The 25,530-nt window shown below is 67.8% G+C and carries 26 protein-coding genes and 1 other RNA gene; 10 read left to right on the top strand and 17 right to left on the bottom strand.

The genetic code is table 11. The features are described from left to right. Positions 1-193: 193 nt before the first annotated feature. Entirely contained in the window at positions 194-1,099 is a 906-nt protein-coding gene (locus AC0KUR_RS18435; RefSeq protein ID WP_473376271.1) for a class II glutamine amidotransferase, read from the bottom strand. Positions 1,100-1,304: 205 nt separating this feature from the next. Between AC0KUR_RS18435 and pyrC the strand changes: the two genes are divergently transcribed. The 3 genes from pyrC to rnpB all read left to right on the top strand — a co-directional run bounded on the left by pyrC (position 1,305) and on the right by rnpB (position 3,668). Further along, positions 1,305-2,369, top strand: coding sequence for a dihydroorotase (gene pyrC, locus AC0KUR_RS18430; RefSeq protein WP_011350953.1), 1,065 nt, complete (start codon positions 1,305-1,307; stop codon positions 2,367-2,369). Then, entirely contained in the window at positions 2,366-3,244 is an 879-nt protein-coding gene (locus tag AC0KUR_RS18425; RefSeq protein ID WP_034187114.1) for a DUF3025 domain-containing protein, read from the top strand. Before pyrC ends, AC0KUR_RS18425 begins: the two co-directional genes overlap by 4 nt. 12 nt (positions 3,245-3,256) lie before the next feature. Beyond that, positions 3,257-3,668: RNase P RNA component class A (rnpB, locus tag AC0KUR_RS18420), an RNA gene on the top strand. A 70-nt stretch (positions 3,669-3,738) separates the two neighbouring features. On the opposite strand, the gene AC0KUR_RS18415 is transcribed toward rnpB, so the two are convergent. Together AC0KUR_RS18415 and AC0KUR_RS18410 are read right to left on the bottom strand one after the other, a co-directional pair. Beyond that, positions 3,739-4,203 carry an OsmC family protein gene (locus AC0KUR_RS18415; protein ID WP_175028623.1) on the bottom strand — a complete coding sequence of 155 codons (465 nt, stop codon included), beginning with the start codon at positions 4,201-4,203 and terminating at the stop codon, positions 3,739-3,741. A gap of 411 nt (positions 4,204-4,614) precedes the next feature. After that, the gene (locus AC0KUR_RS18410) at positions 4,615-4,920 is read right to left on the bottom strand and encodes a DUF1090 family protein (protein WP_069706505.1); all 306 of its coding nucleotides are present in this window, start codon (positions 4,918-4,920) and stop codon (positions 4,615-4,617) included. A gap of 311 nt (positions 4,921-5,231) precedes the next feature. Here AC0KUR_RS18410 and rplM point away from each other — a divergent pair, with 311 nt between their 5' ends. The 3 genes from rplM (at position 5,232) to erpA (ending at position 6,663) form a co-directional block, all read left to right on the top strand. Beyond that, positions 5,232-5,660: a 50S ribosomal protein L13 gene (gene rplM / locus AC0KUR_RS18405; RefSeq protein WP_009687896.1), complete on the top strand. Its 429-nt coding sequence runs from the start codon at positions 5,232-5,234 to the stop codon at positions 5,658-5,660. Between the two features lie 10 nt (positions 5,661-5,670). Beyond that, the gene (rpsI, locus tag AC0KUR_RS18400; protein WP_006476904.1) at positions 5,671-6,063 is read left to right on the top strand and encodes a 30S ribosomal protein S9; all 393 of its coding nucleotides are present in this window, start codon (positions 5,671-5,673) and stop codon (positions 6,061-6,063) included. A 228-nt stretch (positions 6,064-6,291) separates the two neighbouring features. Then, complete coding sequence (gene erpA, locus AC0KUR_RS18395) at positions 6,292-6,663, top strand: iron-sulfur cluster insertion protein ErpA (RefSeq protein WP_034187117.1); 372 nt, start codon at positions 6,292-6,294, stop codon at positions 6,661-6,663. 106 nt (positions 6,664-6,769) lie between these two features. Here the strand turns inward: erpA and AC0KUR_RS18390 are convergent, their stop codons facing one another. Further along, the gene (locus AC0KUR_RS18390) at positions 6,770-7,918 is read right to left on the bottom strand and encodes an anhydro-N-acetylmuramic acid kinase (protein ID WP_175028622.1); all 1,149 of its coding nucleotides are present in this window, start codon (positions 7,916-7,918) and stop codon (positions 6,770-6,772) included. A 142-nt stretch (positions 7,919-8,060) separates the two neighbouring features. On the opposite strand from AC0KUR_RS18390, the gene tyrS reads away from it, so the two are divergent. The 3 genes from tyrS to AC0KUR_RS18375 are packed head-to-tail and all read left to right on the top strand — an operon-like array spanning position 8,061 to position 10,443. Next, positions 8,061-9,302, top strand: a complete 1,242-nt coding sequence (gene tyrS, locus AC0KUR_RS18385; RefSeq protein ID WP_034187119.1) for a tyrosine--tRNA ligase — start codon at positions 8,061-8,063, stop codon at positions 9,300-9,302. After that, complete coding sequence (gene dtd / locus AC0KUR_RS18380; RefSeq protein WP_034182741.1) at positions 9,299-9,757, top strand: D-aminoacyl-tRNA deacylase; 459 nt, start codon at positions 9,299-9,301, stop codon at positions 9,755-9,757. The genes tyrS and dtd overlap by 4 nt, the downstream gene beginning before the upstream one ends. 23 nt (positions 9,758-9,780) lie before the next feature. Beyond that, positions 9,781-10,443 carry a histidine phosphatase family protein gene (locus AC0KUR_RS18375; RefSeq protein WP_473376270.1) on the top strand — a complete coding sequence of 221 codons (663 nt, stop codon included), beginning with the start codon at positions 9,781-9,783 and terminating at the stop codon, positions 10,441-10,443. A 54-nt stretch (positions 10,444-10,497) separates the two neighbouring features. On the opposite strand, the gene AC0KUR_RS18370 is transcribed toward AC0KUR_RS18375, so the two are convergent. The 10 genes from AC0KUR_RS18370 to AC0KUR_RS18325 form a co-directional block, all read right to left on the bottom strand. Next, the gene (locus tag AC0KUR_RS18370; protein WP_473376295.1) at positions 10,498-11,610 is read right to left on the bottom strand and encodes a ParB/Srx family N-terminal domain-containing protein; all 1,113 of its coding nucleotides are present in this window, start codon (positions 11,608-11,610) and stop codon (positions 10,498-10,500) included. A 152-nt stretch (positions 11,611-11,762) separates the two neighbouring features. Then, positions 11,763-12,716 (bottom strand): oxygenase MpaB family protein, encoded by a 954-nt coding sequence (locus AC0KUR_RS18365; protein WP_473376269.1) that lies wholly within the window; start codon positions 12,714-12,716, stop codon positions 11,763-11,765. A 23-nt stretch (positions 12,717-12,739) separates the two neighbouring features. Beyond that, positions 12,740-13,810 carry a Holliday junction branch migration DNA helicase RuvB gene (ruvB, locus tag AC0KUR_RS18360; protein ID WP_006483430.1) on the bottom strand — a complete coding sequence of 357 codons (1,071 nt, stop codon included), beginning with the start codon at positions 13,808-13,810 and terminating at the stop codon, positions 12,740-12,742. Positions 13,811-13,918: 108 nt separating this feature from the next. After that, the gene (gene ruvA / locus AC0KUR_RS18355) at positions 13,919-14,500 is read right to left on the bottom strand and encodes a Holliday junction branch migration protein RuvA (protein WP_031402135.1); all 582 of its coding nucleotides are present in this window, start codon (positions 14,498-14,500) and stop codon (positions 13,919-13,921) included. Positions 14,501-14,664: 164 nt separating this feature from the next. Further along, on the bottom strand, positions 14,665-15,207 hold the full coding sequence (ruvC, locus tag AC0KUR_RS18350; protein ID WP_059557348.1) for a crossover junction endodeoxyribonuclease RuvC: 543 nt from the start codon (positions 15,205-15,207) through the stop codon (positions 14,665-14,667). A gap of 151 nt (positions 15,208-15,358) precedes the next feature. Next, a complete protein-coding gene (gene purH / locus AC0KUR_RS18345; protein WP_034187122.1) occupies positions 15,359-16,924 on the bottom strand; it encodes a bifunctional phosphoribosylaminoimidazolecarboxamide formyltransferase/IMP cyclohydrolase in 1,566 nt (521 codons plus the stop codon). Between the two features lie 44 nt (positions 16,925-16,968). Continuing rightward, the gene (locus AC0KUR_RS18340) at positions 16,969-17,202 is read right to left on the bottom strand and encodes a Fis family transcriptional regulator (protein ID WP_006476892.1); all 234 of its coding nucleotides are present in this window, start codon (positions 17,200-17,202) and stop codon (positions 16,969-16,971) included. Continuing rightward, positions 17,199-18,266 carry a tRNA dihydrouridine synthase DusB gene (gene dusB, locus AC0KUR_RS18335; protein WP_124669293.1) on the bottom strand — a complete coding sequence of 356 codons (1,068 nt, stop codon included), beginning with the start codon at positions 18,264-18,266 and terminating at the stop codon, positions 17,199-17,201. The genes AC0KUR_RS18340 and dusB overlap by 4 nt, the downstream gene beginning before the upstream one ends. Positions 18,267-18,404: 138 nt before the next feature. Next, on the bottom strand, positions 18,405-19,592 hold the full coding sequence (locus AC0KUR_RS18330) for a UbiH/UbiF/VisC/COQ6 family ubiquinone biosynthesis hydroxylase (protein ID WP_473376268.1): 1,188 nt from the start codon (positions 19,590-19,592) through the stop codon (positions 18,405-18,407). Between the two features lie 37 nt (positions 19,593-19,629). Further along, positions 19,630-21,015 carry an aminopeptidase P N-terminal domain-containing protein gene (locus AC0KUR_RS18325; RefSeq protein WP_473376267.1) on the bottom strand — a complete coding sequence of 462 codons (1,386 nt, stop codon included), beginning with the start codon at positions 21,013-21,015 and terminating at the stop codon, positions 19,630-19,632. Positions 21,016-21,196: 181 nt separating this feature from the next. Here AC0KUR_RS18325 and AC0KUR_RS18320 point away from each other — a divergent pair, with 181 nt between their 5' ends. Further along, positions 21,197-21,811, top strand: a complete 615-nt coding sequence (locus AC0KUR_RS18320) for a glutathione S-transferase family protein (RefSeq protein WP_034187125.1) — start codon at positions 21,197-21,199, stop codon at positions 21,809-21,811. A 107-nt stretch (positions 21,812-21,918) separates the two neighbouring features. Here the strand turns inward: AC0KUR_RS18320 and AC0KUR_RS18315 are convergent, their stop codons facing one another. The 3 genes from AC0KUR_RS18315 to AC0KUR_RS18305 all read right to left on the bottom strand — a co-directional run bounded on the left by AC0KUR_RS18315 (position 21,919) and on the right by AC0KUR_RS18305 (position 25,326). Continuing rightward, positions 21,919-23,538, bottom strand: coding sequence for an FMN-binding glutamate synthase family protein (locus AC0KUR_RS18315; RefSeq protein ID WP_034187126.1), 1,620 nt, complete (start codon positions 23,536-23,538; stop codon positions 21,919-21,921). A gap of 118 nt (positions 23,539-23,656) precedes the next feature. Next, a complete protein-coding gene (gene mnmA / locus AC0KUR_RS18310; protein WP_473376266.1) occupies positions 23,657-24,820 on the bottom strand; it encodes a tRNA 2-thiouridine(34) synthase MnmA in 1,164 nt (387 codons plus the stop codon). Beyond that, positions 24,817-25,326, bottom strand: coding sequence for an NUDIX hydrolase (locus AC0KUR_RS18305; RefSeq protein ID WP_049030822.1), 510 nt, complete (start codon positions 25,324-25,326; stop codon positions 24,817-24,819). Before AC0KUR_RS18305 ends, mnmA begins: the two co-directional genes overlap by 4 nt. Between the last annotated feature and the right edge of the window lie 204 nt (positions 25,327-25,530).

The following is a 25,530-nucleotide window of genomic DNA, read 5'->3' as shown; positions in this document are numbered from 1 at the left end:
TTTTATTTTCGCTTGTAAATTAATAAAATCAAGCGAATTTCTCATGGTGCCGATTCATTGCGCCGAATGGCGGCCTGAGTGAAACGGCATCGGCCGAGGCGCGCCGATTTTCACCGGTAAGGGATGCGTCGGCCTCGACGCGAGGTTCGCTCGAGCGGAAAGGACGCAGGTTGCGGCGCTTGCCGTACCGGGTTCAGAAATCGATTGCGTCGTCGGAGTCGCCGTCGGCGGCGAGTGCCTCACGGACCTCGCGCGGCGCGGACGCCGATGCGTCGAGCGCCGGGTTGCGCAGTTTCTCGAGCACACGCTCGGGCACCGGGATCTGCATCCGCGCGGCGACGTCGCCGCACTGGAACATGATCAGCTCGCCCGGCTCGAACGCGGTCCAGACCTCGTTGTCGGTGAGCGGCTGCGTCGCGATCACCGCGACGCGATCTTCGGGCGTCGTGTATTTCGCGAAGTCGATCGACAGGTCCTCGTCGACGAGATGCGCGGTCGAGAACGGCCAGCGCCGCACCAGATAGTGCAGGCGCGTCGAGCAGTGCGCGAAGAGCGCCTGACCGTTCGACATCAGGAAGTTGAATACGCCGTGATCGGTGATCCCGCGCGTGAGTTCGCCGACGCGCTCGAACAACTCCGGCAGCGGCGGCTGCGCGCCGGGAAAGGCCTCGCGCAGCCCCTGCATCAGCACGCAGAACGCCTGTTCGCTGTCGGTCGTGCCGACCGGGTGGTAGACGCTGCCGTCCATGTTCGGCGCGTAGTCCTGCAGGTCGCCGTTATGCGCGAAGATCCAGTGCCGGCCCCACAGCTCGCGCATGAACGGGTGGCTGTTCTCGAGCAGGATGTGCCCCTGCGTCGCCTTGCGGATGTGCGCGATCGTGTTCTTGGACTTGATCGGGTAGCGCTTCACCATTTCGGCGATCGGCGACGTGGCCGATGCCTGGTGATCGATGAACAGGCGGCAGGCCTTGTCCTCGAAGAACGCGATGCCCCAGCCGTCGGCATGGTGATCGGTCAGCCCGCCCCGGGCCGCGAAACCTGTGAAGGAGAATGTGACGTCCGTCGGCGCGGCGCAGTTCATTCCTAAGAGTTGGCACATTTTACTTGGGGCGGCAGGCTGAAGCGGGGGGTAACGAACCGGGCGAACCCCGGTACAATGCGGCTTCAAGCATATCACCGAGCCCTGAGCGGTAAAAAGCGGATTCCGCTGGCCAAAGGTCCCGTGTTGCGGTTTGCCGTCAGTCGGCCCGCGCATGCGTGTTCCGGCCCCGCCAACGGCAAGCACGTTCCTCACGACGCCTCCTATGACTGCCTCGAACGCTTCCTCCCCGGCGACGCTCTCGCTCGCCCGTCCCGACGACTGGCACCTGCACCTGCGAGACGGCGACATGCTGGCCGCCGTGCTGCCGCACACCGCGCGCCAGTTCGGCCGCGCGATCGTCATGCCGAACCTGAAACCGCCGGTGACGACCACCGCGCAGGCGCAGGCCTATCGCGAGCGCATCCTCGCCGCGCTGCCCGCCGGGATGACGTTCGAACCGCTGATGACGCTGTACCTGACCGACAATACGCCGCCCGACGAGATCCGCCGCGCGCGCGAAAGCGGCTTCGTGCACGGCGTGAAGCTGTACCCGGCCGGCGCGACGACGAATTCCGACCACGGCGTCACCGATCTCGCCAAATGCGCGAAGACGCTCGAGGCGATGCAGGAAACCGGCATGCCGCTGCTCGTGCACGGCGAGGTGACCGATGCGTCGATCGACCTGTTCGACCGCGAGAAGGTGTTCATCGACCGCGTGATGACGCCGCTGCGCCGCGATTTCCCGGGCCTGAAGGTCGTGTTCGAGCACATCACGACGAAGGACGCGGCCGACTACGTGCGCGACGCCGACGCGGCGCCCGGCCTGCTCGGCGCGACGATCACCGCGCATCACCTGCTGTACAACCGCAACGCGCTGTTCGTCGGCGGGATTCGCCCGCATTACTACTGCCTGCCCGTGCTGAAGCGCGAAACGCATCGCGTGGCGCTGGTCGAGGCCGCGACGTCGGGCAACCCGCGTTTCTTCCTGGGCACCGACAGCGCGCCGCATGCGCGCGACGCGAAGGAAACCGCGTGCGGCTGCGCCGGCTGCTACACGGCGCTGCACGCGCTCGAGCTGTACGCGGAAGCGTTCGACACGGCCGGCGCGCTCGACAAGCTGGAAGGGTTCGCGAGCTTTTTCGGCGCCGATTTCTACGGGCTGCCGCGCAGCGCCGAGACGGTCACGCTGCGCCGCGAGGCGTGGGAACTGCCGCGCGAGATCTTCGCGGGCGACACGCCGGTCGTGCCGTTGCGCGGCGGCGAGACGATCGGCTGGAAACTGGCGTGACCGTTGCGCCGCCGCGCGGGTCCGGCCATGCGGCCGGCCGCATGGCGGCGGATTTCGCGCGGATCGACTGGTCCGCGCCGTGGCTTGGACCCTATGCGGAGCCGGGCCGCGCCGTCCAGGCGGCCGTATTGGCGGGTGACGCCGCGCTGCTCGATGCGCTGAATGGCGCGTTGCGCGACGGCGCGCGTGTCAGCGGTCGCGGCAGGCCGCTGCGGTTCGTGCCGCAGGCCGCGCTGCCGCCCGGCATCGCATACGAAACCCATGTCGCCGACACCGGCGGGGTGCCGACTCGCCACCATCTTCACGACTTCTTCAATGCACTCGTCTGGTTCGCGTATCCGCGCACCAAGGCCGCGCTGAACGCGCGTCAGGCCGCCGCGATCGACGCGGCGGGCGGTGTCGGGCCCGTGCGCGGTTCGCTGCGCGACGCGCTCACGCTGTTCGACGAGAACGCCGCGCTGTTCGTCACGGCCGACCGCGCGCTCGCCGCTGCGCTGCGCGGCTTCGACTGGCCGCGGCTGCTGGTCGCCGCGCGCGACGCGTGGGGCACGCGCTGCGAAGCGCGGCTCGTCGGCCATGCGCTGCTCGAACAGCTCGTGACGCCTTACAAGTCCTGCACCGCGCACACGTGGATCGTCGAAGTGAGCGCCGACTATTTTTCATGGCCCGACGCGCAGCGCAACGCGCATGTCGACACGCGGGTGGCCGCCGAACTCGCGACGCGCGCGCTGACGAGCCGCGATTTCGCGCCGCTGCCGGTACTCGGTGTACCGGGCTGGTGCGCCGCGAATGCCGATGCCGCGTTTTATGGCGATCCGGCGGTATTCCGCAGCGGCCGACGCGTGCGTGCTGCCGGTGGCGGCGCGCAGTGCTAGAATGCGCGTCGCAAAGCAGGCCAGGCAGTCGCGGCCTCGCCGCCTTCGGGCGCGCGGGGGCGAGGAAAGTCCGGACTCCACAGGGCAGGGTGATGGCTAACGGCCATCCGTGGCGACACGCGGAACAGGGCAACAGAAAGCAAACCGCCGATGGCCCGGCGCAAGCCGGGATCAGGTAAGGGTGAAACGGTGCGGTAAGAGCGCACCGCGGCGACGGCGACGTCCGCCGGCACGGTAACCTCCACCCGGAGCAATTCCAAGTAGGCAGGCGTGCATCTTCGGATGCAGGACGGGGCCCCCGTCTCGCCTGCGGGTAGGAAGCTTGAGCGCGTCAGCAATGGCGCGCCTAGAGGAATGGCTGCCACGCGTGGCGCGCTTCGGCGCGCGGCGTGCACAGAATCCGGCTTATCGGCCTGCTTTGCCGTTCGAATGCGAAAGGGCCGGCGTCTCCTTGCGGAGCGCCGGCCCTTTTTTCATGCGTGCGCGCGGTGCGTTCAGGCGGCGACGATGTCGAACGAATGCGTGAGTTCGGCCGTCTTCGCGATCATGATCGACGCGGAGCAGTACTTGTCGTGCGACAGGTTGATCGCCCGCTCGACCGTGCCCGGGTTCAGGTTGCGGCCGGTGACGGTGAAGTGGAAGTGCACCTTCGTGAACACCTTCGGGTCTTCGCTCGCGCGCTCGGCCTTCAGCGTGACCGAGCAGCCGGTGACTTCCTGGCGGCTCTTCTTCAGGATCAGCACGACGTCATAGGCCGTGCAGCCACCGGTGCCGAGCAGCACCATTTCCATCGGACGCGGCGCGAGGTTGTGGCCGCCGCCCTCGGGCGCGCCGTCCATCGCGACGAGATGCCCGCTGCCGGTCTCGGCGGAAAACGCCATGCCGTCCTGGCCCATCCAGCTTACTTTGCATTCCATGCTTGCACTCCAGCGTTGCCTGATTCGGATTCGATCCGGCATTGTAGCCCGCAGCGCAACGGTCGGCTGATGCGCTGCACGACGTGCAGTGCCGGCGCCGTGCGGGCAGGGCGTCCGACGGCAATTTCCCTGCTTCTTTTAGGGGTTTTGCTCTAGATGACGGAGATCCCGGTTCCCGGGCGTCGGAATCATGCCATTGATTTAAAAGGGAAAATCATTGTTTTCGAGCGTCACGTCGTGAATTCCGCATTATGGTTTTGGATTTCGCCATGCAAATTTTCTTGTTCAGTCGGCGACGCATTCGTATAATGAGCCTCATTGGTTGTCGCGCTGCGGCAACCTCCGAATGTCTCCTCCACCCTCCTCCTAAGGTGGATTAAGCCCGAACCATCCGTTCGGGCTTTTTTTCGTCCCGTGCAAACATCGGCGCGCGGCTTGCGCGCGCCGGCAGCGTCACGCGGGCTGCCGTGCGGCAGGCGGCGATGCCGCGTCGGGCGCCGCGCCGCGCGAGCGCGTGTCAGGCGCAGGTGCATGGACGGCTGACGCATGGCCGTGACCGCGCGCGCAGAAGTGGCGGACGCGTTCGCGCACCGCGCGCAGGCGGGCGACGCGATCCTCGGCATGAGCGTTCCGGGCGTCGGCGATGCGCGCATCGAGCGCGTCGAGCTTGGCTTCGCAGCCGGTGCGAGCGGCGACGGCAGGCGCCGCGATGGCCAGCAGCGCGGCTGCGAGAAAGGGCGTAAGTCTTTGTTTCATCATGCTTGTTTGTTGTTTTCCGGGTTCGGCCGGTCGGGCGCGGCAAGGTCAGGTGCCGCGCGTCGACGGGTGCCGCCCCAGACGCTCGGTTCGCCTGGCTGGTTGGGGCACGACCGAATTTTGGCCCATTTCGGCCGCCGCGGACACGGGACGTGGATTCCCTTTGACCGCTTCGCCGTATTTCCTTTATAATTCAGGGCTTTTCCGCTTTCATGCCCACGGAAAAAGAACAGGGAGAGCCTGCACCGCGCCTCGAAGCGCACACAGACAAGCAGGAAGAACACATCGGGCAAAGCATTTTTTTTGGATCGATCATGAAGACGTTTTCCGCAAAAGCCCATGAGGTGACGCGCGAATGGTACGTGATTGACGCGACGGATAAGGTTCTCGGCCGTGTTGCCAGCGAAGTGGCACGCCGTCTGCGCGGCAAGCACAAGCCTGAGTTCACCCCGCACGTCGACACTGGTGATTTCATCATCATCATCAACGCGAGCAAGTTGAAGGTCACGGGCAACAAGACGCTGGACAAGAAGTACTACCGTCACTCGGGTTACCCGGGCGGTATCTATGAAACGACGTTCGGCAAGATGCAAGAACGCTTCCCGGGCCGCGCGCTCGAGAAGGCGGTCAAGGGCATGCTGCCGAAGGGCCCGCTCGGCTACGCGATGATCAAGAAGCTGAAGGTCTACGCAGAAGCGACGCATCCGCACTCGGCTCAACAGCCGAAGGCGCTCGAGATCTAAGGGGACCCACATGATCGGTAACTGGAACTACGGTACGGGCCGCCGCAAGAGCGCAGTCGCACGTGTCTTCATCAAGGCTGGCAAGGGCGACATCATCGTCAACGGCAAGCCCATCGCTGACTACTTCTCGCGCGAAACGTCGCTGATGATCGTGCGTCAACCGCTGGAACTCACGAACCACGGCCAGACGTTCGACATCAAGGTGAACGTGAACGGCGGCGGTGAAACGGGCCAGGCAGGCGCAGTGCGCCACGGCATCACCCGTGCACTGATCGACTACGATGCGACGCTGAAGCCGTCGCTGTCGAGCGCAGGCTTCGTCACGCGCGATGCGCGTGAAGTCGAGCGTAAGAAGGTCGGTCTGCGCAAGGCACGCCGCGCAAAGCAGTTCTCGAAGCGTTAATTCCGCTTCATGGCCTCGCCGCCCCTCGGGTGGCGTCCGCCGGAAAAACCGCCAGCTTCCACGCTGGCGGTTTTTTTATGCCCGCTTTTTGCCTGTCCCGGGCCGCCGCCGCGGCCGCCCGCGCGGGCACGTTTGACGAAATCGACAAGAACCTATTGATTTCATGGACTTCAGCACGATCTTCTGATCGGCCCTACAATAGCGGCTAAAGCTTTTTGGAGAGTTCGAATGAACGCTGTTACCGAATCCGCAGCAACGACGACCGATATGCCGCTTCCGTTTGTCTTTACCGACGCGGCGGCCGACAAGGTCAAGCAACTGATCGACGAAGAGGGCAACCCCGACCTCAAGCTGCGCGTGTTCGTGCAGGGTGGCGGCTGCTCCGGCTTCCAGTATGGCTTCACGTTCGACGAGGAAGTCAACGAGGACGACACCGTGATGGACAAGAACGGCGTCCAGCTCCTGATCGATTCGATGAGCTACCAGTATCTGGTCGGCGCCGAGATCGACTACAAGGACGATCTCAACGGCGCCCAGTTCGTGATCAAGAACCCGAACGCGACCACCACCTGCGGGTGCGGTTCGTCGTTCTCGGTCTGAGCGCGCATCCGATCCGCGCCGGTTCGCCGGCATGAAAAACGGGGCATCATGCCCCGTTTTTTATACCCGTCTGCCGTGCTGCGTCCGCCGCACCGCAGGTCTCGCGTCAGCGCGGATAGAGCGCGCCGAGCACGCGATTGCCGGCTGCGCCGGTAACCGTCGCGAGATTGCCGGGCTGGCGCGCGGTGAAGCGGTACGCAAGCCACGCGAACGCGAGCGCCTCGACCTGCTGCGGCGGCACGCCGAGCGCCGCCGTCGTATCGACGGTGGCCGGCACGCCGGCCTCGCGCAGCGCGTGCCGCAGCGCGTCGAGCAACACCGGATTGCGTGCGCCGCCGCCGCAGACGAAGACGGCCTTGCAGCCCGACGCGTGTTTGGCCACCTCGCGTGCGACCGACACCGCGGTCAGCACGGTGAGCGTCGCCTGCACGTCCTCCGGCGCGACCTGGGCGAACGCGGTGAGCTTCGCGTCGAGCCATGCGGGATTGAACAGGTCGCGGCCGGTGCTTTTCGGTGGCGGCGCGGCGAAATACGGTTCGTCGAGCAGTGCATCGAGCAGCGGCGCGTGCACGGTGCCGCGCGCGGCGAACTTGCCGCCGTCGTCGTACGGCTTGCCCAGATGGCGGGTCGCCCATGCGTCGATCAGTGCGTTCGCGGGGCCGCAGTCGAAGCCGCGCACGTCGCCGCCGTCACCGGGCAGGATCGTGATGTTGCTGATCCCGCCGAGATTGCAGACGACGCGCGTTTCGCCGGGCGCGCCGAACACCGTGGCATGGAAGGCCGGCGCGAGCGGCGCGCCGTGGCCGCCGGCGGCCACGTCGCGGCTGCGGAAATCGGCGATCACGTCGACCTGGGTCAGTTCGGCGAGCAGCGCCGGGTTGTTGAGCTGCCGCGTATAGCCGCGCTCGGGGCGATGACGCACCGTTTGCCCGTGCACGCCGATCGCGCGGATCTCGTCGCGCGACAGTCCGGCCGTGCGCTGCAATTCGTGGCAGCACACCGCATAGCGCGTGACGAGCGCGTTCGCCGCGAGCGATTCGCGGTCGATCTCGTCGTCGCCGGGTTGTTGCAGCGCGAATAACGCGTCGCGCAGCGATTGCGCGAAGCCGACGAACGCTTCCGCGAGCACGACCGGCGCGCGGCCGGCCTCGAAACGCACGGCGACGCCGTCGACGCCGTCCATGCTGGTTCCCGACATCAGCCCGAAGTAGATGCCGTCGGCCGGATGGGCATTTTGCGGCTGTCGTTGCGGCACGTTGGGTTCTCCTGGATCGTGCGGCGCGGGCCGGTGCCGCGCGCCTTGCGCCCGATTATCCGCGCAACCTGACGCGCCGTTAAGCGATGCGCGCGCAAGTTATGGGAAAATCCCTGTTTTTGCGACATTCTTCCCGGCACCGATGAGCACCGAACCCAGTTCCAAGCCTGTTTTCCCGATCACCGACGAAGTCCGGCATGCGCTCGCCGTCACGAAGCGCGGCGTCGACGAACTGCTGATCGAGGAAGAGTTCGCGCAGAAGCTCGCGCGCAGCGCGGCCACGAACACGCCGCTTCGCATCAAGCTCGGCCTCGACCCGACCGCGCCCGACATCCACATCGGCCACACGGTCGTGCTGAACAAGATGCGTCAGCTGCAGGACCTCGGCCACACGGTGATCTTCCTGATCGGCGATTTCACGTCGCTGATCGGCGATCCGTCGGGCCGCAATGCGACGCGCCCGCCGCTCACGCGCGAGCAGATCGAATCGAACGCGAAGACCTACTTCGAGCAGGCCGCCCTCGTGCTCGATCGTGAAAAGACCGAAATCCGCTACAACAGCGAATGGTCGATGCCGCTCGGCGCGGACGGGATGATCAAGCTCGCGTCGCGCTATACGGTCGCGCGGATTCTCGAGCGCGAAGACTTCACGAAGCGCTTCCAGGGCGGCGTGCCGATCTCGATCCACGAATTCCTGTACCCGCTGATGCAGGGCTACGACTCGGTCGCGCTGAACGCCGACCTCGAGCTCGGCGGCACCGACCAGAAGTTCAACCTGCTGGTCGGCCGCGAGCTGCAGAAGCAGTACGGCCAGGAACAGCAGTGCATCCTGACGATGCCGCTGCTCGAGGGCCTCGACGGCGTCGAGAAGATGTCGAAGTCGAAGGGCAACTACGTCGGCATCAGCGAGAAGCCGACCGACATGTTCGGCAAGCTGATGAGCATCTCGGACACGCTGATGTGGCGTTACTTCGAGCTGCTGTCGTTCCGCAGCCTCGACGAGATCGCCGGCTTCAAGCGCGAGGCCGAAGGCGGCCGCAACCCGCGTGACTTCAAGGTGCTGCTCGCGCAGGAAATCGTCGCGCGATTCCACTCGCAGTCCGATGCCGAGCGCGCGCTGGAGGACTTCAACCATCGCGCGAAGGGCGGTGTGCCGGACGACATTCCGGCGGTCACGCTCGCCGGCGCGCCGCTGGCGATCGGCCAGCTGCTGAAGCAGGCCGGCCTCGTGCCGTCGACGAGCGAAGCGCTGCGCAACATCGAGCAGGGCGGCGTGAAGATCGACGGCGCGACGGTGTCGGACAAGGGCCTGAAGGTCGAAGCCGGCGAGTTCGTCGTGCAGGTCGGCAAGCGCCGCTTCGCGCGCGTCACGCTGACCGCATGATCGCGCTGATCCAGCGCGTGAAGCGCGCCGACGTCCGCGTCGGCGACCGGACGACCGGCGAGATCGGCGCGGGCCTGCTCGCGCTGGTCTGCGCGGAACGCGGCGACACCGACGCGGCAGCCGACAAGTTGCTCGCGAAGATGCTCGGCTACCGCGTGTTCAGCGACGCAGCCGGCAAGATGAACCTGCCGGTGTCGAATATCGACGGCGCGGGCCGCGCGGGCGGGCTGCTGCTCGTGTCGCAGTTCACGCTGGCGGCCGACACCAACAGCGGGCTGCGTCCGAGCTTCACGCCGGCCGCGCCGCCCGACGAAGGCGCGCGGCTGTTCGACTATTTCGTCGCGGCCGCGCGGGCGCGCCATCCGGTCGTCGAAACGGGCGAGTTCGGCGCCGACATGCAGGTGTCGCTCGTCAACGACGGCCCCGTGACGTTCTGGCTGCAAGTGCGGCCCTGATTCTTTCCCGGAGACGCGCGGCGATGGCCAGCACGCAGATTCTTTTCATCCGCCATGGCGAGACGGCCTGGAACCGCATCAAGCGCATCCAGGGTCATATCGACATCCCGCTGGCCGACACCGGCCTCGCACAGGCGAAGCGGCTGGCGGCCCGGCTCGAACAAGAGGCGCGCGACGGCGCGCGGATCGACGCGATCTATTCGAGCGACCTGATGCGCGCGCAACAGACCGCGCAACCCTTTGCCGATGCGCTCGGCCTGCCGCTGCAGTTGCGCGAAGGGCTGCGCGAACGCTCGTACGGCGCGTTCCAGGGGCACGACAGCACCGAGATCGAGGCGCTGTTCCCGGACGCTTACGCGGCCTGGCAGACGCGCGATCCGGGCTTCGCGCCGGAAGGCGGCGAGTCGCAGCGCGCGTTCTATCACCGCGTGCTGCATGCGCTCGAACCGATCGTCGCCGCGCATCCGGGCGGCCGGATCGCGTGCGTCGCGCACGGCGGCGTGCTCGACTGCGTGTACCGCTTCGCGAACGCGATCGAGCTGTCGGCGCCGCGCACTTACCAGTTGCTCAATACGAGCGTCAACGTCGTCGATTACGTGGATGGCCGCGCGCAGGTCGTGAAGTGGGCCGACGTGTCGCATCTGGAGGCGGCGAGCGACGACGACGGGTACCGCAAGGTGCGCTGAGTCCACGGGCCCCGTGCGGCGTTGCCGGTCGGGGCTTTCGTCGCCGCGTGCCGCTTACCGCGGCAACGCGTGGCGAGTCTTGTAGTCGAGCGCGTACGCGATCTTGCCGGGCTTGTCGGCCGTGATCGGCTGGCGCAGCTTGTCGAACTCTCCCTTGCTGTATTTCTTCCCGCCGTTGATCGCATCGGCGCGCCCGAGATCGGCGCCCGTCTTGCCGTCGATCACCGGGTCCGTTGCCGCGACCATCCGCGTCGACGCATTCCAGACCGCATTCAGGTAGCCCGTGTCGGCCTTCGCCGGATCGGGATCGGTCGTGCCGCCGCGCGCGAGGTCGTAGCTCGCCAGCGCGAACGTGCCGGGCTGCGCGCGCAGCCAGTCGGCCCAGTAGAACTCGAGGTAGTCGGTCGCTTGCGCGGGCTTGCCGTAGCCGATGTCGCGCGTGAAATAGACGAGCGACCGGTAGCGATCGTTCGTCATCCCCAGCGACAGGCCGAGTCCGGTCGGCAGTTGCGCGGCCGTGATCGCCTTGCCTTCGCCATTCTTCAGGCGCAGATAACCGCGGCTTTGCATCTGCTGCCAGAACGCGTCGCCCGAGTAGTCGCCGAGGTTGTCCTTGACGACGACGTGCACGTGCAGCGCCGGGCCGCCGTCGGGCGTCTCGTAGTAGGTCGACAGGCCGTGATGGCCGTCGGTCAGGTACAGCGCATCGCCGTTCGGGCCGATCACGACGGGGTTCAGCACCGAGCGGTCGCGGGCGTTCGCGTCGGTCGTCGTGCATGTATAGCTCGCCGGTTCGCGTAGCGACGACCTGGCCGTGTAGCCGCCCGATGCGAGACCGCCGAGCCCTTCGTCCGCGCAGAAGTCGTCGAACTTCTTGTCGGGCTGCAGCTCGTAGCGGCCGAGCTTGTAATAGATCTGGTCGTAGCCGATCGCACCCTGTGTCGGATGGAGGTCGCCGAGCGTCACGTCGATCAGGTCGCCCGCGCGCGCGGCTTTCCACTTGCCCGGTTGCGGCGTGACGGTGGCCGGCGGGGTCGTGGTGCCGCCGGACGGCGTTTGCGCATCGGTACGCGCCACGGCGGCGATATCGTCGCCTCCGCATGCGGTGAGGGCGAAGACGGCGGACAGGCTGGCGGCGAGGGCGAAACGGATCGGCAGGCGGAGCATCGCGGGCATCGGGTATCGGTTGGGTGAACGGGACCTCGCGCGGATCACGGGCAGGCGGGACGGGCGGGGCGTACGACCGTGGGCGGGTGCAAGCCCGTCAGCTTGTCACGGGAATTTGACAGCCAATTGAAATGATCGGAAGAGCCGGATCGTCAGGCGGACGGGGTGCCGTCGGGCGGGGGCGCGGTCGCGCGACGGCGTGCGCGTTTCGACGCGCCGTTGACGAGCGCCCAGCGCAGCACGGGGGCGACGGCCCGTACGCCGGGCCGGACTACCGCGCGCCGCAGCGGCGCGAACGTCGACACGCCGAGCATGCGCTGCGCCCACGGCGGCAACAGGTCGATTCCGGCATGCATCATCAGCGACGCGGCCGGTCGCAGCGCGGGCGTCGCGACCGGCGCATTCAGCAGGATCTCCATCACGTCGAAGGTGTGCGGCCCGGCCTCGAGTTCCGGCTGCATGCGCGCGAGATAGGCAGCGACCTCGGCGCGCGAACGCGGTACCCATTGGGCGCCGAGCAGTTCGGCGACCAACGCCGTTTCGGCGTAGTAGCGGTCCTGCAGCTCGCCCGACAACGACGGATTCACGTAGCGCAGATGCGCGGCCAGGAAGCTCGACACTTCCGCGACGTGTACCCAGGCGAGCAAGGCCGGATCGTCGGCGCGGTACGGCCGCCCGTCGGGCGCGGTGCCCGAGATGCGCGCGTGGATCGATTTCACGCGCTCGATCAGCGCGAGGGCGTCGGCGCGGCTGCCGAACGTCGTGCCCGTGATGAACGTGGCGGTGCGCCGCAAGCGGCCGAGGATGTCGGTGCGAAACGACGAGTGATCCCAGACGCCCGCGAGCGCGAGCGGATGGAGCGCCTGCAGCAGCAGCGCGGCGATGCCGCCCGTCATCATCGACGTGAAATCCGCATGCACGCGCCAGCAGACGGCATCGGGGCCGAACAGCCCCGGGTCGCCGGGCGGCGAAGAGAGATCGAGCGACGGCCCGCCGCCGCCCGCCGTCAGGTGCGTGATGCCGGCCACCAGCCGCCTGCGGATCGGCTCGGCCCAGCGCGGGCCCGGTGCGGGTGCGGCGGGGTGGCGGCTGGGCGGCGTCGTCATGGCGGGGGGGCTCGGGTGACGGATTACTTTCCGTCGGGGGTATCCCACTCGTCGCGTTCGGGGCGGCGGGCGTCGGGCACCGACAGTCCGAAGTGGCGATAGGTGAGCAGCGTGGCGACGCGCCCGCGCGGCGTGCGCTGCAGGAAGCCCTGCTGGATCAGGTACGGTTCGAGCACGTCCTCGATCGTGTCGCGCTCCTCGCCGATCGCGGCCGCGAGGTTGTCGATGCCGACCGGGCCGCCGTCGAACTTGTACAGGATCGCTTCGAGCAGCTTGCGGTCCATCAGGTCGAAGCCGACCGGATCGACGTCGAGCATCGCGAGCGCGGCATCGGCCACGGCCGCGGTGATCTGGCCGTCGGCCTTCACTTCGGCGAAGTCGCGCACGCGGCGCAGCAGCCGGTTCGCGATCCGCGGCGTGCCGCGCGAGCGCTTCGCGATTTCCAGCGCGCCGTTCGGATCGATCTGCGCATTCAGCAGCGACGCCGAGCGCCGCACGATGCGCGACAGTTGATCGGCATCGTAGAACTCGAGCCGGGCGACGATCCCGAAACGGTCGCGCAGCGGGTTGGTCAGCATCCCCGCGCGGGTGGTCGCGCCGACCAGCGTGAACGGCTGCAGGTCGAGCTTCACGCTGCGCGCGGCCGGGCCTTCGCCGATCATGATGTCGATCTGGTAATCCTCGAGCGCCGGATACAGGATTTCCTCGACGACCGGCGACAGCCGGTGGATCTCGTCGATGAACAGCACGTCGTTGGCTTCGAGGTTGGTCAGCAGTGCGGCGAGATCGCCCGCGCGCTCGAGCACGGGGCCGGACGTCTGGCGCAGGTTCACGCCCATTTCGCGCGCGATGATGTGCGCGAGCGTCGTCTTGCCGAGGCCCGGCGGCCCGAACAGCAGCACGTGGTCGAGCGGCTCGGAGCGGCGCTTGGCGGCTTCGATGAAGATCTCGAGCTGGCCGCGCACCTTTTCCTGGCCGACGTAGTCGTCGAGCTGGCGCGGCCGCAGCGCACGTTCGAACACCTCCTCGTGCGACGAGGCGGGCGTGGCGGCGATGATCCGCTGCTCGGTGGCGAGTTTGTCGGTTTCGATCATGCGGCCATTGTACCGCGCGACGCGGTCCGGCCCACCTGGCCGAACGGCCGACTGGCGCGCGGCGCGGCGCCGCGCGACACTGGTTTCGACGGCCGGATCGACCGCGCGTTACGCCTTCGACAGCGCCTTCAGCGCGAGCTTGATGCCTTCCGACACACCGGTGCCGGCCGGCACGTTCTTGATCGCGGCCAGGCCTTCCTTCTCGGAGTAACCGAGCGCGAGCAGCGCGTTGAGGATGTCGGTCGCGTGATCGGACGGCGACGCGGCGCCGGCAAGCGCACCGAGGTCGGCGCCGAGCTTGCCCTTCAGCTCGAGCAGCAGGCGTTCGGCCGTCTTCTTGCCGATGCCGGGCAGGCGGGTGAGGCGCGCGGCGTCCTGCATCGTCACGGCCTGCGCGAGCTCCTGCACGCTCATGCCGGACAGCACGGCGAGCGCCATGCGTGCGCCGATGCCGGTGATCTTCAGCAGCTCGCGGAAGGTCGTGCGCTCCTGCGGCGTCAGGAAGCCGTACAACAGATGCGCGTCCTCGCGGACGATCTGCTGCGTGAGCAGCACGATGCGCTCGCCCGTCTGCGGCAGGTTGTAGAAGGTGCTCATCGGCACGTCGATTTCGTAGCCGACGCCGTTGCAGTCGACGAGCAGATGAGGCGGGTTCTTTTCGAGCAGGATGCCGGCGATGCGACCGATCATGGAGGGCGGGACGAGAGGAATAAAGCGCGAGTGTAGCGCACGCGCGGCGCAATGCCGATGGGCCCGGCCGTCAGGCCGAGGCGATACGTGTCGTGGGTGCGCCGTGCGCGCTCGGGACGGTCGCGGCACCGAACCGGCATGCCGGGTGACCGCGCGCGCCGGGGTCAGCCGACCAGTCGCCCGCGCCGCACGCGCAGCCCTTTCTGTGCGAGCGCCGGCGCGAGGCCGCCAAGCGTGCTGAGCGTGTTGCCGCTGTGCGCATGGCAGATCGCCATGCCGAGCGCGTCGGCCGCGTCCGAGCCCGGCTGGCCGGAGAGATTGAGCAGGCGCGTGACCATCTCCTGCATCTGCGTCTTGGTCGCGCGGCCGTAGCCGACCACCGCCTGCTTCAGCTGCAGCGCCGTGTATTCGGCGACCGGCAGGCCGCCCGCGACGAGGCCGCAGATCGCGGCGCCGCGCGCCTGGCCGAGCAGCAGCGTCGACTGCGGGTTCACGTTGACGAACACCTTTTCGATCGCGGCCTGGTCGGGCGCATGTTCGCGCACGATCGTCGAGACGCCCTGGAAGATCGTGCCGAGCCGGGTGGCCAGGTCGGCCGTCGGCGTGCGGATCACGCCGCTCGTGACATAGGCGAGCCGGTGGCCGCTGACGTCGATGACGCCGAAGCCGGTGACGCGCAGGCCGGGGTCGATGCCGAGAATTCGCATGAGTGAGGAGAGTTGCCTGATGCAGCGATACTACAACGAATGGTGCGACGCGCCGGCCGCCCGGTTGCGGGCGAAGGCGCCGCGCAATAAAAAACCCGGCGGGTGCGACGCCGCCGGGTTTTCGTGTTCGGCCCGCGCGGGCCGCATGCGATCAGTGACGGAAGTGGCGCACGCCCGTCAGGACCATCGCGATGCCGTGCTCGTCGGCCGCCGCGATCACTTCGTCGTCGCGCATCGAGCCGCCCGGCTGGATCACGCAGGTCGCGCCTGCGGCCACCACGACGTCGAGGCCGTCGCGGAACGGGAAGAACGCATCCGACGCGACCGCCGAGCCGGCCAGCGTGAGGCCCGCGTTCTGCGCCTTGATGCTTGCGATGCGTGCCGAATCGACGCGGCTCATCTGGCCGGCGCCGACGCCGAGCGTCATGCCGTTGCCGCAGAACACGATCGCGTTCGACTTCACGTACTTGGCGACGCGCCACGCGAACAGCAGGTCGTCCATTTCCTTCGCGGTCGGCTGGCGCTTCGTGACGACGCGCAGCTCGCTCGGCTGCACGTTCCGCGAATCGAGCGACTGCACGAGCAGGCCGCCGCCCACGCGCTTCAGGTCGAAGGCGTTATGGCCGTCGCCGAGCGCGATCTCGAGCAGGCGCACGTTCTGCTTCGCGGCGAACACCTGCTTCGCGGCGTCGGAGAACGACGGGGCGATCAGCACTTCGACGAACTGCTTCGCGACTGCCTGCGCGGCTGCTTCGTCGACTTCGCGGTTGAACGCGATGATGCCGCCGAATGCGGAAGTCGGATCCGTCTGGAACGCCTTCGCGTATGCGTCGGCCGAGTCGTTGCCGACCGCGACGCCGCACGGGTTCGCATGCTTGATGATCACGCAGGCCGGCGCGTCGAACGTCTTCACGCATTCCCACGCCGCGTCCGAATCCGCGATGTTGTTGTACGACAGTTCCTTGCCCTGCAGCTGGCGGTAGTTCGCCAGTGCGCCGGCCGGCGTCGCGAGGTCGCGGTAGAACGCCGCGCTCTGGTGCGGGTTCTCGCCGTAGCGCAGGTCCTGCACCTTGTCGAACGCCATGTTCAGCGTGGCCGGGTACGTGCTGCGCGACGCGTGCTGCAGCTCGTCGGTCAGGCTCGTCAGGTAGTTCGTGATCGCGCCGTCGTATTGCGCGGTGTGCGCGAACACCTTCGTCGCGAGGCGGAAGTTGGTCGGGTAGCCGACCGTATTGCCGTTCGCCTTCATTTCATCGAGCACGACCGCGTAGTCGGCCGGATCGACGACGACCGTCACGTCGCGGTGGTTCTTCGCGGCCGAGCGCAGCATCGTCGGGCCGCCGATGTCGATGTTCTCGATCGCGTCGGCGAGCGTGCAGTCGTCCTTCGCGATCGTCGCGACGAACGGGTACAGGTTCACGACGAGCAGGTCGATCGTCGGGATGCCGTGCTGCTCCAGCGCCTGCATGTGCTCGGGCAGGTCGCGGCGCGCGAGGATGCCGCCGTGCACCTTCGGGTGAAGCGTCTTCACGCGCCCATCGAGCATTTCCGGGAAGCCCGTGTAGTCGGCTACTTCGGTAACGGGCAGGCCGGCGTCGGCGAGGAGTTTCGCGGTACCGCCCGTCGACAGCAGCTTGACGCCGAGGTCGGACAGCGACTTCGCGAAGTCGACGATGCCGGTCTTGTCGGAAACGGAAATGAGCGCTTGCTTGATCATGATGGAACCACCAATAGCCAGGGAAACGGGGACGGGACGGCCGGCTACAGCAGGCCGTGCTGCTGCAGCTTCTTGCGCAGCGTGTTGCGGTTGATGCCGAGGTACTCCGCGGCGAGCGACTGGTTGCCGCCCGCCTGTACGAGCACGACCTCGAGCATCGGCTTTTCGACGCAGGACATCACCATTTCATAGACGTCGTGCGGATTGGAGCCGTCTAGATCCCGGAAATACACGTCCAGGCTCTCGCGGACACATTGTTCGATGTTGTGCTTGCTCATGCTGCTAACTGGTTATGGTCGTCCGACTCGCCCTGGCCGTTTTCCTCTTCGTCATCGACGTAGACGAGGTGGTCCGACAGCGCCTTTTGCGCCTCGAAGAAGGCATTGACGGCGGCGAGCTGCTCGCGGGTGGAATCGAGCGTGTTCATCCTGTGCCGGAACCCGTTGGCGCCGGAAAGGCCGCGAGTGTACCAGCCGATGTGCTTGCGCGCAGTACGGACGCCCGTGAATTCACCATAGAAAGCGTAGTGGTCTTCCAGGTGTTCGTTCATCACGTGCTGGATCTCGTCGATCCGCGGCGGGGGCAGCAGCTCGCCGGTTTGCAGGAAATGATCGATTTCGCGGAACAGCCACGGCCGGCCTTGCGCGGCACGACCGATCATCAGCGCGTCGGCGCCCGTTGCATCGAGCACGGCCTTCGCCTTCGCGGGCGACGTGATGTCGCCGTTTGCAACGACCGGAATCCGAACGGCCGCCTTCACGGCCGCGATGGTGTCGTATTCGGCGTCGCCGCGGTACAGGTCGGCGCGCGTGCGGCCGTGCACGGTGAGCATCGAGATGCCGGCCGCTTCGGCGAGGCGCGCGACCGTGATCGCGTTCTTGTGCTCGCGGTCCCAGCCGGTGCGGATCTTCAGCGTGACGGGCACCGCATCGGGCCCCTTGCCGACCGCCGCGACGACGGCCTCGACGATCCGCTGCACGAGCGGCTCGTTCTGCAGCAGCGCGGAGCCGGCCGCGACGTTGCAGACCTTTTTCGCCGGGCAGCCCATGTTGATGTCGATGATCTGCGCGCCGTTGTCGACGTTGTAGCGGGCCGCCTCGGCCATCATCGCCGGATCGGCGCCGGCGATCTGCACCGCGATCGGTTCGACCTCGCCCTCGTGGTTCGCGCGCCGCATCGTCTTCGCGCTTTTCCACAGCTGCGCGTTGGACGCGACCATCTCGGACACGGCGTAACCGGCCCCCAGCCGCTTGCACAGCTGGCGGAACGGACGATCCGTCACGCCGGCCATCGGGGCGACGAACAGGTTGTTACGCAATACGTGAGGGCCGATAACGGGCATCGCAATGGCACCGCCCGCGACTGGCGCGGGCAGGGGAAGGGAAGACGGAAAACGGGCATTTTACCGTATTCCCATGCCCCGCCGATTTGACCCGGTTTGCCTGGCGTGGCCGCGCGCAACCGCGCGGTGCTGGGCGCGTCAGTTGCGCTGGCCGAACATCATCTGGCGCGCGATCGCCTTCTTGAGCGGCGGCACGAATTCGAGCGCGGTGAGGGCCGCGCCGCGCAGCAGCGGAAGCGGGCCCGAATCGATCGTAAACAGCCGCGCCAGCGTGTCGGTCGCGCCGATCGTGAAGCGCCGGTCGAGCGCGCGGCGCGCGTTGAAGGCCGCGAGCGCGGTTGCTTCGAAGCCTTGCGCGGACAGCACGTCGACGAGCGTATGCGCATCGCGCAGCCCGAGGTTGAGCCCCTGGCCCGCGACGGGGTGCAGGGTTTGCGCGGCGTTGCCGACGAACGCGACGCGGCCGCTGACCAGGGTCTGCGCGGCGTTCAGCCCGAGCGGGAACGACGCGCGTCCGGCGATCGCGACGAAGTCGCCCATGCGTTCGCCGAACGCGCTGCCGAGCTCGCGCAGGAACGCGTCGTCGGGCAGCGCGGCACGTCGTGCCGCTTCGTCGGGCGTGCAGCACCAGACGAGCGAGTAGTCGGCCTGGCGTGGGCCGCCGAGCGGCAGCAGCGCGAGCGGACCTTCGTGCGTGAAGCGTTCCCACGCGACGTTCGGGCGCGGCGCCGATACCGTGACCGTGCCGACGAGCGCCGTCTGTCCGTAGTCGCGGCGGTGCTTGGCCGTATCGGCCTGCTGTTCGTGGAACAGCCCGCCTTCGGCATTGATCACGATGCGCGCGCGCAGCGTGCGCTCGCCCTGCGGGCCGTCGAGCGTCAGCGTGACGCCGTCGGCGTCCGGTTGCGGCGCGCGTGCGGTGGTCGACGTGAGCCAGTCGACCCGCGTGCCGCGCACGGCGCCGGCGAGCGCCTGCACGATCGAGCCGTAGCGCACGACATAGCCGAGCGCGGCGACATCGTGTTCGTCGCGGTCGATCAGCGTGCGGCCGAAATGGCCGCGCTGCGACACGTGGATATGTTCGATCGGTGTCGCATCGGCGGGCCACGCGAGCGTGTCGAGCAGCACGCGGCTGCCGTGCGACACGGCGATCGCGCGCGGGTCGTTCGCGGTCGCGGCCGGTTCGCGCGCATCGATCAGCGCGATCGATGCGCGCTGCGTCGCGCTGCGGCGCGCGAGCCAGCCGGCGAGCGCGAGCCCGACGGGGCCCGCGCCGACGATGGCGAGGTCGTAGTCCGGCGTGGCCGGGGGGGAAGCGGTCGTCATCTTGATTCGTGAAACGGTGGTATCGGTCGGCGGCCGGTCATGCGCCCGCGCGCATCAGCGCTTCGATCTCGTCGGCGTCGACCGGCACGCCGCGCGTGATCAGTTCGCAGCCGTGCTCGCGCACGATCGCGTCGTCCTCGATGCGGATGCCGATGTTCCAGTACTCGGGCGGCACGTCGTCGGCCGCGCGCACGTACAGGCCGGGCTCGACCGTCAGCGTCATGCCGGGCTTCAGCGTGCGCCACGGCAGCGCGCCGTTGGCGTCACGCGCGGCGAGCCGCTCGCGGTAGTCGCCGCAGTCGTGCACGTCCATCCCGAGCCAGTGGCCCGTGCGGTGCATGTAGAAGCGCGCGTACGCGCGCTCGGCGATCACGTCGTCGACGCTCGAGAAGCGGGCCTTCGGGATGATGCCGGTGTCGAGCAACCCCTGCGCGAGCACGCGCACGGCCGCATCGTGCGGCGCCTCGAACGGCACGCCCGCGCGCGTCGCATCGATCGCGGCCTGCTGCGCGGCGAGCACGATGTCGTACAGCGTGCGCTGCGCGGGCGAGAAGCGCCCGTTGGCCGGGAACGTGCGCGTGATGTCCGACGCATAGCCGTCGAGTTCGCACGCGGCGTCGATCAGGATCAGGTCGCCGTCCCGCGCGGCCGCGTTGCCGGCCGGGTAGTGCAGCACGCACGCGTTCGCGCCGGCCGCGACGATCGAGCCGTACGCGGGCGACTGCGCGCCGTGCTTGCGGAACAGGTACAGCAGCTCGGCCTCGAGTTCGTATTCGCGGATGCCGGGCCGGCACGCCTGCATCGCGCGGCGGTGCGCGAGCGCGGAGATGTGCGCGGCGCGCATCATGATCGCGAGTTCGTGTTCGTCCTTCACGAGCCGCATGTCGTCGAGCAGCGGCGTGAGGTCGAGCAGCGCGTCCGGCGCGGCGACGCCCGTGCGCGCCAGCGCGCGCACCGCGTCGATCCAGCCGGCGAGCTGGCGGTCGAAGTCGGCCGATGCGCCGAACCGGTAGTGCACGGTGCCCGCGTCGGCGAGCAGGCGCGGCATCTCGGTGTCGATCACGTCGACCGCGAATGCCGCATCGAAGCCGAACGCGTCGCGCGCGGCCTCGGGGCCGTAGTGAAAGCCTTCCCAGATCTCGCGGTCGACGTTCTTGCCGCGGCAGAACAGGATCGACTCCGGCGCGCCGTGCGGCGCGGCCGCGTTCAGCACGAGCACGGCATCCGGCTCGGTGAAGCCCGTCAGGTAATGGAAGTAGCTGTCGAACCGGTACGGGTAGGCCGTATCGCGGTTGCGCAGCAGTTCCGGCGCGGTGGGAACGATGGCGACGCCGCCGCCCGCGGCACGCAGTGCGGCAAGCACGCGTTCACGGCGCTGGCGGTAGACGTCGACGGCGATGGCGGTATCGATGGGCGCATTCATCGTGCGATTGTAGCGCCGCGCGACGCGGTGCGTGAGAGGGGCGCCCGAAGCCGCGCCGGAAGGCCGCGCGGCGGTTGTTGCAAACCATCCACAGGCCGGGCCGGCGATTTTCTACCCGGCCGCGCCGGCCGGTTATGATCGGCGACAACGTATACTCTCGGCGGTTCCCCAAAAAAGGCAGATGATGAAATTAATCGGTTCGCTCGGCAGCCCGTACGTCCGCAAGGCGCGGATCGTGCTCGCTGAAAAGAAGATCGACTACAAGCTGGAGCTCGAGAACGTGTGGGCGCCGGACACGAATATTCATGCATCGAACCCGCTCGGCAAGGTGCCGTGCCTCGTGATGGAGGATGGTGCCGCGGTGTTCGATTCCCGCGTGATCTGCGAATACGTCGACACGCTGTCGCCGGTCGGCAAGCTGATTCCGCCGTCGGGCCGCGAGCGCGTCGAGGTGCGCTGCTGGGAAGCGCTGGGCGACGGCGTGCTCGACGCGGCGGTCGCGATTCGCGTCGAACACACGATGCGCGACGAGGCGCAGCGCAGCGCGAGCTGGATCGCCCGCCAGCAGCGCAAGATCGACGACGGTCTCGTCGCGATGTCGCAGGGCCTCGGCGGCAAGACCTGGTGCGTCGGCAATCATTACACGCTGGCCGACATCGCACTCGGCTGCGCGCTCGGCTACCTCGATTTCCGGATGCCCGAGCTCAACTGGCGCGATCGCCACCCGAACCTCGACAAGCATTTCGTGAAGCTGCAGCAGCGGCAATCGTTCGCCGATACGCTGCCGCAGAGCTGAGCGGCCGGCCACGCATTCACGCATTCGGCAGACAAAAGAAAAGCGCCCCGCGGGGCGCTTTTCTTTTTGCCGCGGGGGCCGCCGGCGGAACGGGGCGGCCGCGCGCGTCACTCGATCGACGCGTACACGGCCTCGCCGAGCGTGAACGAATCGCTGCGCGCGATCGGCCACCACTTGTCGTACAGCGTGAAGCCGCAGGTCCGGCCGTCGAGCAGCGCGCCGGGCTTCAGGTACTTCAGCAACTGCGACATCAGCCGCACCTCGTGCGGCGCGACCCGCTGCACGATGTGATGCGCGCGCAGCTCGGACGGATGGCCGAGGCCGGCCGCCTGCACGAGTTCCTGCAGCGCATGCAGCGTATTGCGGTGGAAGTTGTACACGCGCTCGGCCTTGTCGGGCACGACGAGCGCGCGCTGGCGCACCGGGTCCTGCGTCGCGACGCCGGTCGGGCAACGGTCGGTGTGGCAGTGCTGCGCCTGGATACAGCCGACCGCGAACATGAAGCCGCGCGCCGAGTTCACCCAGTCCGCGCCGATCGCGAGCGTGCGGGCGATGTCGAACGCGGTGATGATCTTGCCGCTCGCGCCGATCTTCACGCGGTCGCGCACGCCGATCCCGACGAGCGTGTTGTGCACGAGCAGCAGCCCTTCCTGCAGCGGCACGCCGACGTGGTCGGTGAATTCGAGCGGCGCCGCGCCGGTGCCGCCTTCCGCGCCGTCGACGACGATGAAGTCGGGCACGATGCCGGTCTCGATCATCGCCTTCGCGATGCCGAAGAATTCCCACGGATGGCCGATGCACAGCTTGAAGCCGGTCGGCTTGCCGCCCGACAGCGTGCGCAGCCGTTCGACGAATTCGAGCAGCCCGCGCGGCGTGGAGAACTCCGAGTGCGTCGCGGGCGAGATGCAGTCCTTGCCCATCGGCACGCCGCGCGTCTCGGCGATTTCCGGCGTGATCTTCGCGGCCGGCAGCACGCCGCCGTGGCCGGGCTTCGCGCCCTGCGACAGCTTCACCTCGATCATCTTGACCTGCGGATCGGCGGCCTGCTTCGCGAACTTGTCGGGGTTGAACGTGCCGTCTTCGTTGCGGCAGCCGAAATAGCCGGACGCGATTTCCCAGATGATGTCGCCGCCGTTCTCGCGGTGGTACTTGGACAGCGAACCTTCGCCGGTATCGTGCGCGAACCCGCCTTTCTTCGCGCCGAGGTTCAGCGAGCGGATCGCGTTCGCGGACAGCGAGCCGAAGCTCATCGCCGAGATGTTGAAGATCGAAATGTCGTACGGTTGCGCGCGATTCGCGCCGACGCGGATGCGGAAATCGTGGTTCGGCAGTTTCGTCGGCGCGAGCGAGTGGCTGATCCATTCGTGCGCGACGGCCTTCACGTTCAGCTCGGTGCCGTACGGGCGGTTGTCGGCGACGTTCTTCGCGCGCTGGTACACGAGGCTGCGCTGCGCACGCGAGAACGGTTTCTCGTCGGTGTCGTCCTCGACGAAGTACTGGCGGATTTCAGGTCGGATGAATTCGAACAGGAAGCGGAAGTGGCCCCAGAGCGGGTAGTTGCGCAGGATCGCGTGACGGTCCTGCTTCAGGTCGTACAGGCCGAGCGCGACGAGGGCGACGGGGATGATGATCCACAACCAGGACAGCACGTGGGCCGACGCGAGCGCGGCCGCCGCGACGAGCAACAGGACGGCACACCACATCGCCAGATAGCGTCGTGAAAGCATGGGGACTCCATAAGAATCTTGAAATGCCGCCATGCGTGCGCTGCGCGGCGGCGCGCCGGCCGCGGCGGAATCGTGTTCCGCCGGGCGCGGCGTGCCGCAAGTCTAAACCGAATACGTGTCAGCGTGCGTCGGCGAGCGCCGGTGCGTGGCCTTCCGCCGGTGCGGCCCGACCGGGCGCGTCGGTTGCCGCGAGCTCGATGATGCCGCCGCCGAGGCAGATCTCGCCGTCGTACAGCACGGCCGACTGGCCGGGCGTGACGGCCCACTGCGCGTCGTCGAACGCGAGCGAGAAGCGCGCTTCGCCTGCCGGGCCGGGCGCGGCCGGGCCGAACGCGCAGGCGGCGTCGGCCTGCCGGTAGCGCGTTTTCGCGCCGCACGCGAAGCCGTCGGCCGGCGGCTCGCCGGCGACCCAGCTCACGTTGCCGGCGACGAGCTGGCGCGACAGCAGCCACGGATGATCGTGGCCCTGCACGACGTACAGCGTGTTCGACGCGATGTCCTTCGCGGCGACGAACCACGGTTCGCCGCTGCCGCTCTTGCTGCCCCCCAGGCCGATGCCCTTGCGCTGGCCGAACGTGTAGAACGCGAGGCCGATGTGCTCGCCGACCACCTTGCCGTCGGGCGTCTTCATCGGGCCGGGCTTCGTCGGCAGGTAGCGGTTCAGGAAATCGCGGAACGGCCGTTCGCCGATGAAGCAGATGCCGGTCGAATCCTTCTTCTTCGCGTTCGGCAGCCCGATCTGCGCGGCGATCTCGCGCACCTTCGTCTTCGGGATCTCGCCGAGCGGGAACATCGTCTTCGACAGTTGCGCCTGGTTCAGCCGGTGCAGGAAGTACGACTGGTCCTTCGTATGATCGAAGGCCTTCAGAAGTTCGAAGCGTCCGTCGCGCTCGCGCACGCGCGCATAGTGGCCGGTCGCGATCATTTCCGCGTCGAGCGACATCGCGTGGTCGAGGAACGCCTTGAACTTGATCTCGGCGTTGCACAGCACGTCGGGGTTCGGCGTGCGGCCGGCCGAGTATTCGCGCAGGAACTCGGCGAACACGCGGTCCTTGTATTCGGCGGCGAAGTTGACGGCCTCCACGTCGATGCCGATCAGGTCGGCCACCGACACGACGTCGATCCAGTCCTGGCGCGTCGAGCAGTATTCGCCGTCGTCGTCGTCTTCCCAGTTCTTCATGAACAGGCCGACCACGTCGTAGCCCTGTTCCTTCAACAGCCACGCGGTCACCGACGAATCGACGCCGCCCGACATGCCCACTACTACACGGCGCTTGCTCATTTGTTGACCGCCTGACGTTCGAATGCTTCGGGGCGCGGCGCGACCGAATGCGTGTGCACGAAATCGAGCGGAATGCGCCGCCCGGCGAGATAGTCGTCGACGCAGCGCATCACGGCGGGCGAGCGATGACGCTCGCTGCACGCGCGCAGTTCGTCGGCCGTCATCCACAGCGTGCGGACGATGCCGTCGTCGAGCACGTGGCCCGCGACCGGTTCGCCGGCCGTGCCGCAGAACGTGAAGCGCAGGTAGGTCGCGCCGGCGGTGCCGGGGCGGTCGTAGTGCGCGAGATAGACGCCGACGAGCGCGTCGGGCGTGAACGGGTGCGCGGTTTCCTCGAGCGTTTCGCGGATCACGGCGTCGGCCAGCGTTTCGCCGGCCTCGAGATGGCCTGCCGGCTGGTTGATGCGCAGGCCCGTCGAGGTTTCTTCCTCGATCACGAGAAAGCGGCCGGCGTGCTCGACGAGCGCGGCGACCGTCACATGCGGGGTCCAGATTTCGGGTTTCATGGATCGGCATTTTACCGGTTGCGCCCGAACGCTGCCGGCCGTCTGGTCTGGCGAATCCGACCCCGTAAGCCGCGCGTCTTGCCGTCGAGGGGCGATGCGGTGCCGGCGGGCGCCGCGGCCGTGCGCGATCGATCGTGCGGAAGGTGCGGGCACGGCCGTCGTCCGGGTGGAAAGCGGCGCCAGCACGGTTGCGGGTGGTGTGCG

This window comes from Burkholderia sp. YHN3-13 (assembly GCF_055810675.1).
The sequence above is the reverse complement of the archived record's forward strand: the minus strand, read 5'-3'. Positions and strand labels throughout refer to the sequence as shown.

Excerpts from the sequence above, each read along its gene's own strand:
- AC0KUR_RS18435 (WP_473376271.1), bottom strand. The coding sequence starts at position 1,099 with ATGTGCCAACTCTTAGGAATGAACTGCGCCGCGCCGACGGACGTCACA.
- pyrC (WP_011350953.1), top strand. The coding sequence starts at position 1,305 with ATGACTGCCTCGAACGCTTCCTCCCCGGCGACGCTCTCGCTCGCCCGT.
- AC0KUR_RS18415 (WP_175028623.1), bottom strand. The coding sequence starts at position 4,203 with ATGCCGGATCGAATCCGAATCAGGCAACGCTGGAGTGCAAGCATGGAA.
- AC0KUR_RS18410 (WP_069706505.1), bottom strand. The coding sequence starts at position 4,920 with ATGATGAAACAAAGACTTACGCCCTTTCTCGCAGCCGCGCTGCTGGCC.
- rplM (WP_009687896.1), top strand. The coding sequence starts at position 5,232 with ATGAAGACGTTTTCCGCAAAAGCCCATGAGGTGACGCGCGAATGGTAC.
- rpsI (WP_006476904.1), top strand. The coding sequence starts at position 5,671 with ATGATCGGTAACTGGAACTACGGTACGGGCCGCCGCAAGAGCGCAGTC.
- erpA (WP_034187117.1), top strand. The coding sequence starts at position 6,292 with ATGAACGCTGTTACCGAATCCGCAGCAACGACGACCGATATGCCGCTT.
- tyrS (WP_034187119.1), top strand. The coding sequence starts at position 8,061 with ATGAGCACCGAACCCAGTTCCAAGCCTGTTTTCCCGATCACCGACGAA.
- dtd (WP_034182741.1), top strand. The coding sequence starts at position 9,299 with ATGATCGCGCTGATCCAGCGCGTGAAGCGCGCCGACGTCCGCGTCGGC.
- AC0KUR_RS18375 (WP_473376270.1), top strand. The coding sequence starts at position 9,781 with ATGGCCAGCACGCAGATTCTTTTCATCCGCCATGGCGAGACGGCCTGG.
- AC0KUR_RS18370 (WP_473376295.1), bottom strand. The coding sequence starts at position 11,610 with ATGCTCCGCCTGCCGATCCGTTTCGCCCTCGCCGCCAGCCTGTCCGCC.
- AC0KUR_RS18365 (WP_473376269.1), bottom strand. The coding sequence starts at position 12,716 with ATGACGACGCCGCCCAGCCGCCACCCCGCCGCACCCGCACCGGGCCCG.
- ruvB (WP_006483430.1), bottom strand. The coding sequence starts at position 13,810 with ATGATCGAAACCGACAAACTCGCCACCGAGCAGCGGATCATCGCCGCC.
- ruvA (WP_031402135.1), bottom strand. The coding sequence starts at position 14,500 with ATGATCGGTCGCATCGCCGGCATCCTGCTCGAAAAGAACCCGCCTCAT.
- ruvC (WP_059557348.1), bottom strand. The coding sequence starts at position 15,207 with ATGCGAATTCTCGGCATCGACCCCGGCCTGCGCGTCACCGGCTTCGGC.
- purH (WP_034187122.1), bottom strand. The coding sequence starts at position 16,924 with ATGATCAAGCAAGCGCTCATTTCCGTTTCCGACAAGACCGGCATCGTC.
- AC0KUR_RS18340 (WP_006476892.1), bottom strand. The coding sequence starts at position 17,202 with ATGAGCAAGCACAACATCGAACAATGTGTCCGCGAGAGCCTGGACGTG.
- dusB (WP_124669293.1), bottom strand. The coding sequence starts at position 18,266 with ATGCCCGTTATCGGCCCTCACGTATTGCGTAACAACCTGTTCGTCGCC.
- AC0KUR_RS18330 (WP_473376268.1), bottom strand. The coding sequence starts at position 19,592 with ATGACGACCGCTTCCCCCCCGGCCACGCCGGACTACGACCTCGCCATC.
- AC0KUR_RS18325 (WP_473376267.1), bottom strand. The coding sequence starts at position 21,015 with ATGAATGCGCCCATCGATACCGCCATCGCCGTCGACGTCTACCGCCAG.
- AC0KUR_RS18320 (WP_034187125.1), top strand. The coding sequence starts at position 21,197 with ATGATGAAATTAATCGGTTCGCTCGGCAGCCCGTACGTCCGCAAGGCG.
- AC0KUR_RS18315 (WP_034187126.1), bottom strand. The coding sequence starts at position 23,538 with ATGCTTTCACGACGCTATCTGGCGATGTGGTGTGCCGTCCTGTTGCTC.
- mnmA (WP_473376266.1), bottom strand. The coding sequence starts at position 24,820 with ATGAGCAAGCGCCGTGTAGTAGTGGGCATGTCGGGCGGCGTCGATTCG.
- AC0KUR_RS18305 (WP_049030822.1), bottom strand. The coding sequence starts at position 25,326 with ATGAAACCCGAAATCTGGACCCCGCATGTGACGGTCGCCGCGCTCGTC.